The following is a 13289-nucleotide window of genomic DNA, read 5'->3' on the forward strand; positions in this document are numbered from 1 at the left end:
ATTACTTAGCTCTTTCAATTATTTCTACTAATCTCCATCTTTTAGTCTTGCTCAAAGGACGAGTTTCCATGATGCTTACAGTATCACCGATATTGCATTCATTCTTTTCATCGTGAGCATGGTACTTCTTCGTTTTGCTAACGAACTTACCATATATAGGGTGTTTTTCCTTAAATTTGGCAGCAACTGTGATGGTCTTGTCCATCTTATTGCTCAACACAACCCCTGTTCTTTCTTTTCTTAAATTTCTTGCTTCCATCAAGCTGATCATTTATTGTTAAGTTCTCTTTCGCGCAATTCTGTTTTCATACGCGCAATAGTCCTGCGTAATTGTTTGATTTGAGCAGGATTTTCCAAAGGAGAAATAGAATGATTAATAACCATTTGGTTATAATTAGCTGTTTCCGCCTCTACTCTTTCTACTAAATCATTAGTAGTCATTTCTTTAATTTCTGCAATTTTCATAACACTTACGCATTTTGATTTTGAATATCATAATCACGTCTTACGACAAACTTCGTTGTAATAGGAAGCTTTTGAGCAGCTAAGCGCAATGCTTCTTTCGCGATTTCGTAAGATACTCCTTCAGCTTCAATAATGATTCTACCTGGAGTTACAGGAGCCACAAATCCCTCTGGAGCACCTTTACCTTTACCCATACGTACATCGGCAGGTTTTCTAGTGATCGGTTTATCCGGGAATATACGGATCCAGATCTGTCCTTGACGTTGCATATATCTTGTTACTGCAATACGAGCAGCTTCGATCTGACGGCCTGTAATCCACTTAGTCTCCAAAGCCTTTATGCCAAAAGAACCAAAGGCCAGCTGGTTGCCTCTCTGGGCATTACCTTTCTGACGGCCTTTTTGTTGTCTTCTGAATTTTGTCTTTTTCGGTTGTAACATAGTTTCCTAAAATTCAAATTCGTTTAGCGATTATTTTTCTTTCTTTTGAAGTTCTTTCCGCCGTTGTTTCCACTATTGTTTCCACGACCACTTTCTTTGCTTTGTGTAAAGTTCGGAGCCAATTCTTTCTTACCAAACACTTCACCTCTACAAATCCAAACTTTGATACCAAGAAGACCTACTTTAGTCAATGCTTCTGCATGACAGTAGTCGATATCAGCTCTGAAAGTGTGCAACGGAGTTCTTCCTTCTTTATACATTTCAGAACGAGCCATTTCAGCTCCATTCAAACGTCCTGAAATCTGAATTTTGATACCTTCAGCACCCATACGCATTGTGTTTGCGATAGCCATCTTGATGGCACGGCGATAGGCAATTTTACCTTCAACCTGGCGAGCGATGTTGTTAGCAACAATCACAGCATCCAGTTCCGGTCTCTTCACTTCAAAGATATTGATTTGAATATCTTTGTCGGTAACCTTCTTCAACTCCTCTTTTAACTTATCAACTTCTTGGCCACCTTTACCGATAATAATACCCGGGCGAGCAGTGCAAACAGTAATAGTAACGAGCTTCAGCGTACGTTCAATTACGATTCTTGATACACTTGCTTTTGCAAGTCTTGCATTAAGATATTTACGGATTTTGCTATCTTCCAGCAAAGAATCACCGTAATCATTTCCACCATACCAGTTAGAATCCCATCCTCTGATAATTCCTAAACGGTTGCTTATTGGATTAACTTTTTGTCCCATCTACCTTAATTTTGATCTTCGTTATTACTTTTAGCACCAACGAACAATGTTACGTGATTTGAACGTTTGCGAATTCTATAACCTCTACCCTGTGGTGCCGGTCTCATTCTTTTGAGTGTAGCTCCACCATCAACAAAAATCTGTGTTACGAACAATTCGCCACTTTCTGCTTTACGTTCGTTTTTCTGTTCCCAGTTAGCAATTGCAGAGCGAAGCAATTTTTCCACTCTTGCAGCAGCTTCTTTTGAAGAAAATTTCAAAACACCAAGTGCTCTGTTCACTTCCATACCACGGATCATGTCTGCAACCAGACGCATCTTACGTGGAGAAGTAGGAACATTTTGCAATTTTGCAAAATACATGGTCTTAAGGGCTTCTTTTCTTTTTTCAGCCGATATTTTTTTTCTTGCTCCCATTATTATTTATTACTTTATTATTTCAAATAAATCCTGTTATCTTTTCTTGTTACCAGCGTGTCCTCTGAATGTACGAGTTGGAGCAAATTCGCCCAACTTGTGTCCTACCATATTCTCGGTAACATAAACAGGAATAAATTTATTTCCATTGTGAACTGCAACTGTATGGCCTACAAAATCAGGCGAAATCATTGAAGCTCTGGCCCAAGTCTTTACTACGACTTTCTTACCTGATTCATTCATGGCAAGAATTCTCTTTTCAAGCTTAACGTTAATATATGGACCTTTTTTTAATGAACGACTCATAGTTTACTCAATTAATCAGATTACTTTTTTCTTCTCTCAATAATGTACTTAGACGATTGTTTCTTAGGAGCTCTAGTCTTAAGTCCCTTAGCATACAATCCCTTACGTGATCTTGGGTGACCTCCGGAAGCACGTCCTTCACCACCACCCATCGGGTGATCAACCGGGTTCATTACAACACCACGGTTACGAGGACGACGTCCTTGCCAACGAGAACGTCCTGCTTTACCTGAACTTTCCAATCCATGATCAGAGTTACCTACACTACCGATAGTAGCTTTACAAGTGCTAAGAATCTGTCTAACCTCACCTGAAGGCAACTTAATTACACAATACTTACCCTCACGAGAAGTCAACTGAGCAAAGTTACCAGCTGAACGAACCAGAGCAGCACCCTGTCCCGGACGTAATTCGATATTGTGAATCACAGTACCCACCGGAATGTTTTGAAGAGGAAGAGCATTACCAATCTCTGGCGCTGCTGTTTCACCTGACATCAGAGTCGCACCAACTTGCAATCCATTGGGAGCAATAATATATCTTTTTTCTCCATCAGCATAAAATAACAGAGCGATACGAGCCGAACGATTCGGGTCGTATTCGATTGTTTTAACTACTGCTGGAACACCGTCCTTATTTCTCTTGAAATCAACAATTCTAATCACCTTTCTATGACCGCCACCAATGTAGCGCATAGTCATCTTACCTTCGCTGTTACGACCACCAGATGATTTCTTACCATATACAAGAGACTTTTCTGGTACTGATGCAGTAATTTCTTCGAAAGTACCAATAATTTTATGTCTTTGCCCCGGTGTTGTGGGCTTAAATTTACGTACTGCCATTTTTATTAAATATTGCTATAAAAATCAATAGTATCTCCTTCTTTCAATGTCACGATTGCTTTTTTGAAAGCATTCGTACGACCATTGATGATACCTGCTTTGGTATAACGGCTCTTATTCTTGCCAGCATACTTCACAGTATTCACATCAACTACAGTAACATTATAAAGAGCTTCAATTTCCTTCTTAATTTCCAGTTTGTTAGCTTCAGGACGTACAACAAAGCCGAAACGATTCAGCTTATCTGTGATTGCAGTCATTTTCTCTGTTACCAACGGTTTAATAATAATTCCCATTATTTAAGCCTCCTTTTTAAATTAAGATATTGTCAATAGCCTTCAGAGAGTTTTCTGTAAGCACAACAACCCCAGCATTCAATACTCTGTAAGTATTTAATCCTGAGATAGTCTGTACATTAGCACCCTCAATGTTACGAGCTGACAAATATACGTTTTTATTTGCTTCCGGTAAAATTACAAGTAGCTTTTTATCGGAAACTTTAAGATTTTTTGTCATTGCAACGAAATCTTTTGTCTTAGGAGCTTCAAATGTGAAATCCTCAACGACAATGATTGCATCGTTTTGAGCTTTATAAGACAAAGCTGACTTACGAGCCAATGTCTTAACTTTTTTATTCAATTTGAAGAAGTAGTCTCTTGGTTTCGGACCGAAAACACGAGCACCACCTACAAGAACAGGCGAGTTCATATCACCACGACGTGCTCCACCGCCACCTTTCTGACGACCGATCTTACGAGTTGAACCACTGATTTCACTTCTTTCTTTTGACTTATGAGTACCCTGACGCTGATTAGCCATAAATTGTTTTACGTCCAAATAAATAGCGTGGTCGTTGGGCTCAATTCCGAAGATAGATTCGTTTAACGTAACCTTTCTCCCAGTGTCTTCACCTTTAATGTTATATACGTTAACTTCCATTATTTCTCAATTAATACGATTGAACCTTTGCAACCCGGGATAGAACCTTTAACCAAAAGAAGGTTATGATCCGCGATTACTTTTAATACCTGCAAGTTTTGTACAGTGACTCTGTCACCACCAAGTTGTCCACCCATGCGCATTCCTTTGAATACTTTTGCAGGGTAAGAACAAGCACCGATAGAACCCGGTTTACGAGCGCGATTATGCTGACCGTGAGTAGCTTGACCCACACCACCAAAACCATGTCTTTTTACTACACCCTGAAAACCCTTACCCTTAGAAGTACCAACAACGTCAACAAAGCTAGCGTCGTTAAACATTTCTACAGTAATGGTATCACCCAAATTCAACTCTGTTTCAAATTCTTTGAACTCAGCCAAGTGTCTCTTCGGTGTTACTCCTGCTCTTTTAAAATGTCCCATCAACGGTTTAGTTGTATGTTTTTCCTTTTTGTCCTGGAAACCCAACTGAACAGCTGCATAGCCATCTTTTTCTACAGTTTTAACTTGAGTAACAACACAAGGACCTGCTTCGATAACAGTGCATGGTACATTTTTACCATCGGCACTGAAAACGGATGTCATTCCGATTTTTTTTCCTAATAATCCTGGCATTTCACTAATTTTTAATTATCAAACTTTAATTTCTACTTCCACACCACTTGGCAATTCCAACTTCATCAAAGCATCTACTGTCTTAGCTGTTGAGCTATAGATGTCGATTAATCTCTTATAAGAAGAGAGTTCAAATTGCTCACGAGACTTCTTGTTTACGAAAGTCGAACGGTTCACAGTAAAGATACGTTTGTGCGTAGGCAGAGGTATTGGACCGCTAACGATAGCACCTGTAGCTTTTACAGTTCTTACAATTTTCTCAGCTGACTTGTCAACCAAGTTGTGGTCGTAAGATTTCAATTTAATTCTAATTTTCTGACTCATTATTTTTTTAAATTAATACATTTATAATAAGATAAAGCGGCAGGCTAAGAGTCATTCGCTAGCCTGCTGCTTTAGATATTTTAGAGTAAATCAGCGCGTCCTTTTACTTCTTCCAATACAGCCTTAGCAATAGAAGAAGAAAGCTGAGCGTGATGAGAGTAGGTCATTGACGAGGTTGCACGACCAGAAGTAATAGTACGTAAAGCTGTTACGTAACCAAACATTTCCGCCAGTGGAACCATCGCTTTCACGATACGAGCGCCAGAGCGGCTAGATTCCATACCTTCAACCTGTCCACGACGTTTGTTCAAGTCACCGATAACATCACCCATGTTTTCTTCCGGAGTTACAACTTCCAGTTTCATGATAGGTTCCATCAAAACAGGACCTGCCTTAGCACATGCATTTTTATAAGCCTGCATTGCACAGATTTCAAATGACAACTGATCAGAGTCAACCGGGTGGAATGAACCATCAACCAAAGTCACTTTCAATGAATCCAATGGGTAGCCTGCCAAAACACCACTCTTCATAGCATTTGTAAAGCCTTTCTGAACTGCTGGGATAAATTCCTTAGGAATATTACCACCCTTCACTTCATCAACAAACTGCAAACCACCTAAAGTGAAATCCGCATCAGCCGGACCAATGTTCACAATGATATCAGCAAACTTACCACGTCCACCAGACTGCTTCTTGTACACTTCACGCAAGTTAACTGTCTTCGTGATAGCTTCCTTATAGTTAACCTGAGGCTTACCTTGATTACATTCTACCTTAAATTCACGTTTCAAACGGTCAATGATAATATCCAAGTGAAGCTCACCCATACCAGAAATAACTGTCTGACCTGTCTGTTCGTCTGTTTTCACAGTAAATGTTGGGTCTTCTTCAGCCAATTTAGCCAAACCGTTAGACAGTTTATCCATATCCTTCTGAGTCTTAGGCTCTACAGCGATACCAATAACCGGTTCCGGAAAGTCCATAGACTCAAGTACTATCGGAGCTGTTTCATCACACAAAGTATCCCCAGTACGAATATCTTTAAAGCCTACACCTGCACCAATATCACCAGCACCGATTACTTCAACCGGGTTCTGTTTGTTGGAGTGCATCTGGAACAGACGAGAAACGCGTTCTTTCTTACCAGAACGAGAGTTGTAGATATAAGAACCTGCTTCAATTTTACCAGAATAAACACGGAAGAAAGTCAAACGACCTACATATGGGTCAGTTGCGATCTTAAACGCCAAAGCAGATGTTTTTTCATCATCACTTGGTTTACGATCCTCTTCAGCTCCCGTATTAGGATTTGTACCTATTACGTTCTCTGTATCAAGTGGAGAAGGCAAGAAAGCACAAACATAATCAAGCAATGTCTGAACACCTTTGTTCTTAAAAGAAGATCCGCAAAGCATAGGAACTACAGCCATCTGAACTGTTGCATTACGAAGAGCTCTCAATACTTCTTCTTCAGTAATAGTAGAAGGATCATCGAAATATTTCTCCATCAAAGCATCATCAAATTCTGCTACTTTTTCAAGCATCTTATCTCTCCACTCGTTAGCTTCATCGATAAGTTCTGCAGGGATTTCCTCAATACTGTAGTCAGCCCCCATTGTTTCATCATGCCAATAGATAGCTTTCATTTTGATAAGGTCAACAAGACCTTTGAAAGATTCTTCAGCACCGATAGGAACAACAATCGGACACGGATTAGCTCCAAGAACATCCTTCATCTGACGAACTACTTCAAAGAAGTCAGCACCAGAACGATCCATCTTATTAACATAAGCAATACGAGGAACGTTATATTTATCAGCCTGACGCCATACAGTTTCTGATTGAGGCTCAACACCACCCACAGCACAGTAAGCAGCTACAGCCCCATCAAGGATACGCAATGAACGTTCTACCTCTGCGGTAAAGTCAACGTGTCCCGGAGTGTCAATCAAGTTAATTTTATAAGTATCACCAGCATATTTCCACCTTGTTGTTGTAGCAGCGGATGTAATAGTGATACCACGTTCTTGCTCCTGTTCCATCCAGTCCATAGTAGCAGCACCATCATGAACTTCACCAATTTTGTGAGTCAATCCAGTGTAGAACAGGATACGTTCAGAAGTAGTTGTTTTTCCGGCATCAATGTGAGCCATGATACCGATATTACGAGTTAAATGTAAATCATGTTTAGCCATCTTCTAATTCCTTTACTTTAAGTTTATATTAGGTTTCTTACAGTATTAGAATCTAAAATGAGCAAATGCACGGTTAGCTTCTGCCATTCTGTGCATATCTTCTTTACGCTTGTATGCACCGCCTTGTTCATTGAAGGCATCCATAATTTCAGCAGCCAACTTGTCAGCCATTGATTTACCACCTCTTTTGCGAGCAAACAGAATCAAATTCTTCATAGAGATTGATTCTTTACGATCCGGACGGATTTCAGTAGGAACTTGGAAAGTAGCACCACCTACACGGCGAGACTTTACTTCCACTTGCGGAGTTACATTATCCAAAGCCTTTTTCCAGATTTCGAGAGCTGATTTTTCTTCGTTAGGAAGTTTTGCTTTCACTGTTTCCAAAGCGGCATAAAAGATTTCATAAGATGTATTTTTCTTTCCATCATACATCAAGTGGTTCACGAACTTGGAAACCTTTTGGTCATTAAACACAGGATCCGGAAGAATCAGGCGTTTTTTTGGTTTTGCTTTTCTCATTTGTTTGAAAAATAATGTTTTTGTTCTTGGTTGTCTACTTCTTGACTTCTTCAACTCTCCCTCCGGAGAATTTACTCAACCTTTAGCATTTCCAACAAACTAAAACGTAAGTTATTACTTTAATTTTAATTAGGTCTTAATCCTTATTTTTTCTTACCCTTAGCAGGAGCAGCTGCTTGTCCTGGTTTCGGACGCTTAGCACCATACTTAGAACGTCTTTGAGTACGACCAGCAACACCTGCTGTATCAAGCGTACCACGTACAATGTGATAACGCACACCCGGAAGGTCTTTTACACGACCACCACGTACCAAAACGATTGAGTGTTCCTGCAAGTTGTGTCCTTCTCCCGGAATGTATGAGTTCACCTCTTTTTGGTTAGTCAAACGTACACGAGCTACTTTACGCATTGCAGAGTTCGGCTTCTTCGGAGTAGTAGTGTATACTCTCACGCAAACGCCACGTCTTTGAGGACATGAATCCAAGGCTGGAGATTTACTTTTCTCCACCAGCACTTCGCGTCCTTTTCTTACTAATTGCTGAATTGTAGGCATTTTAATTGTTTTTTGATTTATATTATTGTTATATTAATTTCGTAACTATACATTTTGGGCTGCAAAAATACGAATAATATTTGAATATTCAATGCGCTACAACTTTTTTTTCTTTTTTAATGTTTTTATATCATCCTCACGCTTCGCCTTTTACACCCGTCAAAGGAGAAATAGGGGGTTCATCCGAAGTACGAATCGGACCGAATACGCGCTCATACTTTGCTATATTATCTTCTAATGCCCGCAGCAGACGTTTTGCGTGCTCCGGAGCCACAATAATACGAGATTGCACACCAGCCTTCGGTATACCCGGCATTACGCGCACGAAGTCAAGGATGAATTCAGAACTCGAATGAGTAATAATAGCAAGATTTGCATAAGTTCCCTGTGCAACCTCTTCTCTCAATTCAATCTGTAATTGTCCGTTGTTATTTTGTTCTTCCATATTTAATATGATTAAAAAGTTATCCTGCAAAATAACACATTTTTCCTGAAACTAATGGTAATACACGCGAGTAAAAAAGAAATAAAAAAAGGAGCAATTGCCCAATCAGGCAACTGCTCCTTTTCATATAGTCAATTGAATTGTATTTATTCTACTTCATTGTAGTCAAGTACTGTTTTCTTGTTAGCCAAGATACGGTCATACTCTTCTTTTGATCCAACGATGAGCTTTTCGAACTCGCGCTGTCCGGTACCGGCAGGAATCAAGTGACCACAGATCACATTTTCCTTCATACCTTCAAGCTTATCGATCTTACCGTTGATAGCAGCTTCATTCAATACTTTCGTTGTTTCCTGGAAGGAAGCAGCCGACATAAAGCTTGATGTTTGCAAAGCAGCACGCGTGATACCTTGAAGGATCTGAGTAGAGGTAGCAGCAACAGCGTCACGAACTTCAACCGGCTTCAAGTCACGACGTTTCAACATACTATTCTCATCACGCAACTTGCGGGCAGTTACAATCTGTCCAGCTTGCATATTTTGAGAATCACCAGCATCCACTACGACTTTCTTGCCCCAGATACGATCATTTTCTTCCATGAATTCCAGTTTGTCTACGACTTGCTGTTCGAGGAAGCGAGTATCTCCCGGTTCATCAATTTGTACTTTACGCATCATCTGACGAACGATAATCTCAAAGTGCTTATCATTGATCTTCACACCCTGCAAGCGGTATACATCCTGAACTTCATTCACGATATATTCCTGTACAGCTGTAGGACCCTTGATTGCCAAGATATCTGCCGGAGTAGTAGCACCGTCAGACAACGGAGTACCAGCACGTACATAGTCATTTTCCTGTACCAGAATCTGCTTAGACAGTGCAACCAGATACTTCTTAACCTCACCCGTCTTGGAAGTTACGATGATTTCACGGTTACCACGTTTGATCTTACCCATTGTCACCTCACCGTCGATTTCAGAAACGACAGCCGGATTTGACGGGTTACGAGCTTCAAACAATTCAGTAACACGAGGAAGACCACCCGTGATATCACCCGCCTTACCTACGGCACGCGGAATCTTCACGATTACTTCACCGGCTTTTACCTTCTGACCATTCTCGATGATAACGTGACCACCTACCGGTAAGTTATAAGTACGGATCAAATCACCGTCCTCTGTTAAGATATGAGCGGTAGGAACTTTGGTTTTATCCTTGGATTCAATAATAATAATTTCACGAAGCCCTGTTGCTTCATCCGATTCAACCTTATAAGTAACGTTTTCAATCACGCCCTCAAATTCGATCTTACCGGTTGCTTCTGTGATAATAACAGCATTGAACGGGTCCCACTTAGCAATCAGTTTGCCTTTTTCTACCAAGTCGCCGTCGCTTACATACAGTGTTGAACCATAAGGTACGTTATGAGTAGAAAGAACGATACCGGTATTCACATCCACAAAACGTACTTCGGCCAAACGACCTACTACCACTTTTGCAGATTCACCCATCTCGTCAACGATATCTACTGTACGCAACTCTTCAAATTCAAGACGTGCATTATTTTTAGCAACGATACTGGCGTTAGCTGCAATATTTGCAGCAGTACCACCGGCGTGGAATGTACGCAATGTCAACTGTGTACCTGGCTCACCAATAGACTGAGCAGCGATTACACCGACAGCTTCACCCTTCTGAACCATGCGGCTCGTTGCCAGGTTACGTCCGTAACATTTAGCACAAACACCCTTCTTAGCTTCACAAGTCAATACCGAACGGATTTCAACACTCTCGATCGGAGACTCCTGAATCTTCTTGGCTACTTCTTCTGTGATTTCTTCACCACCGGCAACAAGCAATTCACCTGTGGTAGGATGAATAATATCATGTACGGAAACACGGCCTAAGATACGTTCGTACAGAGTAGCAATAACCTCATCATTATTCTTAAGGTCCGTACAAACCAATCCGCGGAGTGTACCGCAGTCTTCTTCTGTAATAATCACATCGTGTGATACGTCCACCAGACGACGAGTCAAATAACCAGCATCGGCAGTCTTCAAAGCGGTATCCGCCAAACCTTTACGAGCACCGTGGGTAGAGATAAAGTACTCCAACACCGAAAGTCCTTCTTTAAAGTTCGACAAAATCGGGTTCTCGATGATCTGACCACCTTCAGCACCTGCTTTCTGCGGTTTTGCCATCAAACCACGCATACCTGACAACTGACGAATCTGCTCTTTAGAACCACGGGCACCAGAGTCAAGCATCATATATACAGAGTTGAAACCCTGATCGTCCGAAGAAATAGTCTTCATCAGGATATTAGACAACTCGGAGTTCACATGTGTCCAAATATCAATTACCTGATTGTAACGTTCGTTATTGGTAATGAAACCCATGTTATAGTTGTTTACGACTTGTTCAACTTCGTCGTAACCTTTCTGTACCAAAGTTTCTTTTTCCTTCGGAATGATAATATCACCCAAGTTGAATGACAAACCACCCTTGAACGCCATCTGATAACCTAAATTCTTGATTCCATCCAGGAAGTCGGCAGCCTTAGCCACACCACATACCTTAATTACATCACTAATAATATCACGAAGAGATTTCTTAGAGATAATTGTATTGATATAACCAGCTTCAGGTGGAACGATTTCATTCACAATCACACGTCCTACTGAAGTTTCGCGCATTACGTCTACAATGTTACCATTTTCATCAACGTCTTTCACGATAACCTTCACCGGAGCATGAATATCTACCTTACCTTCATTGTAAGCGATCAACGCTTCTTCCGGTCCGTAGAATGTCAAACCTTCACCTTTTGCACCGGCACGCAACTTAGTAATATAGTACAAACCAAGAACCATATCCTGTGCAGGCACAGTAATAGGCGCACCGTTTGCCGGATTCAATATATTATGTGACTGAAGCATCAACATTTGTGCTTCAAGAATTGCTTCATTACTCAAAGGCAAGTGAACAGCCATCTGGTCACCGTCAAAGTCGGCGTTGAATGCCGTACATGCCAACGGGTGCAACTGGATAGCTTTACCTTCGATCATTTTAGGCTGGAAAGCCTGAATACCCAAACGGTGCAAGGTCGGAGCACGGTTCAAGAGTACCGGGTGTCCCTTCATTACATGTTCCAAGATATCCCAAATCACCGGCTCTTTGCGGTCTACGATTTTCTTTGCAGACTTAACAGTCTTAACGATACCACGTTCGATGAGCTTGCGAATAATAAACGGCTTGTATAATTCGGCAGCCATCAATTTAGGAATACCGCATTCACCCATCTTCAATTCCGGACCAACGACGATTACGGAACGAGCAGAGTAGTCAACACGTTTACCCAGCAAGTTCTGACGGAAGCGTCCCTGTTTACCTTTCAAACTGTCAGACAATGACTTCAACGGACGGTTGGCGTCTGTCTTCACAGCACTTGACTTACGTGAGTTATCAAACAAAGAATCGACAGATTCCTGAAGCATACGTTTTTCATTACGCAAGATTACTTCCGGAGCCTTGATTTCAATCAGTCGTTTCAAACGGTTGTTACGGATAATCACACGACGATAAAGGTCGTTCAAGTCAGATGTAGCAAAACGGCCACCATCCAGCGGAACCAACGGACGAAGTTCGGGCGGAATAACCGGTACGATACGTACGATCATCCATTCCGGTTTGTTACGTCCACGTGATGCGCGGAACGATTCTACTACCTGAAGACGTTTCAAAGCTTCATTCTTACGTTGCTGAGACGCATCGTTTCCGGCGCGGTGACGCAGTTCGTAAGACAAAGCATCCAGATCCAAACGAGCCAGCAAATCATAAATAGCTTCGGCTCCCATCTTTGCAACAAATTTATTCGGATCATTATCTTCAAGATACTGATTGTCTTTCGGAAGCGTATCCAGAATATCCAGATATTCTTCTTCAGAAAGCAAATCATATTCGGCTACGCCATCTTCAGCTTTCACACCCGGCTGAATAACAACATAACGTTCGTAGTATATAATCGAATCCAGTTTCTTTGTCGGCAATCCGAGCAAATAACCGATTTTATTAGGAAGCGAACGGAAATACCAGATGTGAGCCACCGGCACAACCAGCTGGATATGTCCCATACGTTCACGGCGCACTTTCTTTTCAGTAACTTCCACACCACAACGGTCGCAGACGATACCTTTATAACGGATACGCTTGTATTTACCGCAATGACATTCATAATCCTTGATAGGACCAAAAATGCGCTCGCAGAACAAACCGTCACGTTCGGGTTTGTACGTACGGTAATTAATGGTTTCAGGCTTCAAAACTTCACCACTCGAATTCTCAAGGATTTCTTCCGGAGAAGCCAGACCAATTGAGATCTTCGAGAAATTACTTTTCGTCTTATTTTCTTTTCTAAAAGCCATACTCTATATAATTGAGATTTGATAATTGAATCA

16 protein-coding genes are annotated in these 13289 nt (G+C 41.1%); all 16 read right to left on the reverse strand.

What is annotated here, in order from left to right; translation table 11 throughout:
• Nucleotide 1 precedes the first annotated feature (1 nt).
• On the reverse strand, nt 2–271 hold the full coding sequence (gene rpsQ, locus DW862_RS17585; RefSeq protein ID WP_004296341.1) for a 30S ribosomal protein S17: 270 nt from the start codon (nt 269–271) through the stop codon (nt 2–4).
• Nucleotides 268–465 (reverse strand): 50S ribosomal protein L29, encoded by a 198-nt coding sequence (rpmC, locus tag DW862_RS17590; RefSeq protein WP_004296342.1) that lies wholly within the window; start codon nt 463–465, stop codon nt 268–270. The genes rpsQ and rpmC overlap by 4 nt, the downstream gene beginning before the upstream one ends.
• Nucleotides 466–470: 5 nt before the next feature.
• Nucleotides 471–905 carry a 50S ribosomal protein L16 gene (gene rplP, locus DW862_RS17595; RefSeq protein ID WP_004291234.1) on the reverse strand — a complete coding sequence of 145 codons (435 nt, stop codon included), beginning with the start codon at nt 903–905 and terminating at the stop codon, nt 471–473.
• Between the two features lie 23 nt (nt 906–928).
• On the reverse strand, nt 929–1660 hold the full coding sequence (gene rpsC, locus DW862_RS17600) for a 30S ribosomal protein S3 (protein ID WP_004296343.1): 732 nt from the start codon (nt 1658–1660) through the stop codon (nt 929–931).
• 5 nt (nt 1661–1665) lie between these two features.
• On the reverse strand, nt 1666–2076 hold the full coding sequence (gene rplV, locus DW862_RS17605) for a 50S ribosomal protein L22 (protein WP_004296344.1): 411 nt from the start codon (nt 2074–2076) through the stop codon (nt 1666–1668).
• A gap of 36 nt (nt 2077–2112) precedes the next feature.
• On the reverse strand, nt 2113–2382 hold the full coding sequence (rpsS, locus tag DW862_RS17610; protein ID WP_004296345.1) for a 30S ribosomal protein S19: 270 nt from the start codon (nt 2380–2382) through the stop codon (nt 2113–2115).
• Nucleotides 2383–2402: 20 nt separating this feature from the next.
• Complete coding sequence (gene rplB, locus DW862_RS17615) at nt 2403–3227, reverse strand: 50S ribosomal protein L2 (RefSeq protein WP_004296346.1); 825 nt, start codon at nt 3225–3227, stop codon at nt 2403–2405.
• A 5-nt stretch (nt 3228–3232) separates the two neighbouring features.
• Nucleotides 3233–3523 carry a 50S ribosomal protein L23 gene (gene rplW / locus DW862_RS17620; protein ID WP_004296347.1) on the reverse strand — a complete coding sequence of 97 codons (291 nt, stop codon included), beginning with the start codon at nt 3521–3523 and terminating at the stop codon, nt 3233–3235.
• 16 nt (nt 3524–3539) lie between these two features.
• Entirely contained in the window at nt 3540–4166 is a 627-nt protein-coding gene (gene rplD, locus DW862_RS17625) for a 50S ribosomal protein L4 (protein WP_008023043.1), read from the reverse strand.
• A complete protein-coding gene (rplC, locus tag DW862_RS17630; RefSeq protein ID WP_004313455.1) occupies nt 4166–4783 on the reverse strand; it encodes a 50S ribosomal protein L3 in 618 nt (205 codons plus the stop codon). Before rplC ends, rplD begins: the two co-directional genes overlap by 1 nt.
• An 18-nt stretch (nt 4784–4801) precedes the next feature.
• The gene (gene rpsJ, locus DW862_RS17635) at nt 4802–5107 is read right to left on the reverse strand and encodes a 30S ribosomal protein S10 (RefSeq protein WP_002558075.1); all 306 of its coding nucleotides are present in this window, start codon (nt 5105–5107) and stop codon (nt 4802–4804) included.
• Nucleotides 5108–5187: 80 nt separating this feature from the next.
• Complete coding sequence (fusA, locus tag DW862_RS17640; RefSeq protein ID WP_004310890.1) at nt 5188–7305, reverse strand: elongation factor G; 2118 nt, start codon at nt 7303–7305, stop codon at nt 5188–5190.
• A 45-nt stretch (nt 7306–7350) separates the two neighbouring features.
• Nucleotides 7351–7827, reverse strand: a complete 477-nt coding sequence (gene rpsG / locus DW862_RS17645; RefSeq protein ID WP_004296352.1) for a 30S ribosomal protein S7 — start codon at nt 7825–7827, stop codon at nt 7351–7353.
• A 143-nt stretch (nt 7828–7970) separates the two neighbouring features.
• Entirely contained in the window at nt 7971–8381 is a 411-nt protein-coding gene (gene rpsL, locus DW862_RS17650; protein WP_002558078.1) for a 30S ribosomal protein S12, read from the reverse strand.
• Between the two features lie 136 nt (nt 8382–8517).
• On the reverse strand, nt 8518–8826 hold the full coding sequence (locus DW862_RS17655; RefSeq protein ID WP_004296354.1) for a DUF3467 domain-containing protein: 309 nt from the start codon (nt 8824–8826) through the stop codon (nt 8518–8520).
• Nucleotides 8827–8972: 146 nt separating this feature from the next.
• A complete protein-coding gene (rpoC, locus tag DW862_RS17660) occupies nt 8973–13256 on the reverse strand; it encodes a DNA-directed RNA polymerase subunit beta' (RefSeq protein ID WP_004310891.1) in 4284 nt (1427 codons plus the stop codon).
• Nucleotides 13257–13289: the final 33 nt, after the last annotated feature.

This window comes from Bacteroides sp. AM37-9, assembly GCF_003603455.1.
GTDB classification, from domain to species: domain Bacteria; phylum Bacteroidota; class Bacteroidia; order Bacteroidales; family Bacteroidaceae; genus Bacteroides; species Bacteroides xylanisolvens.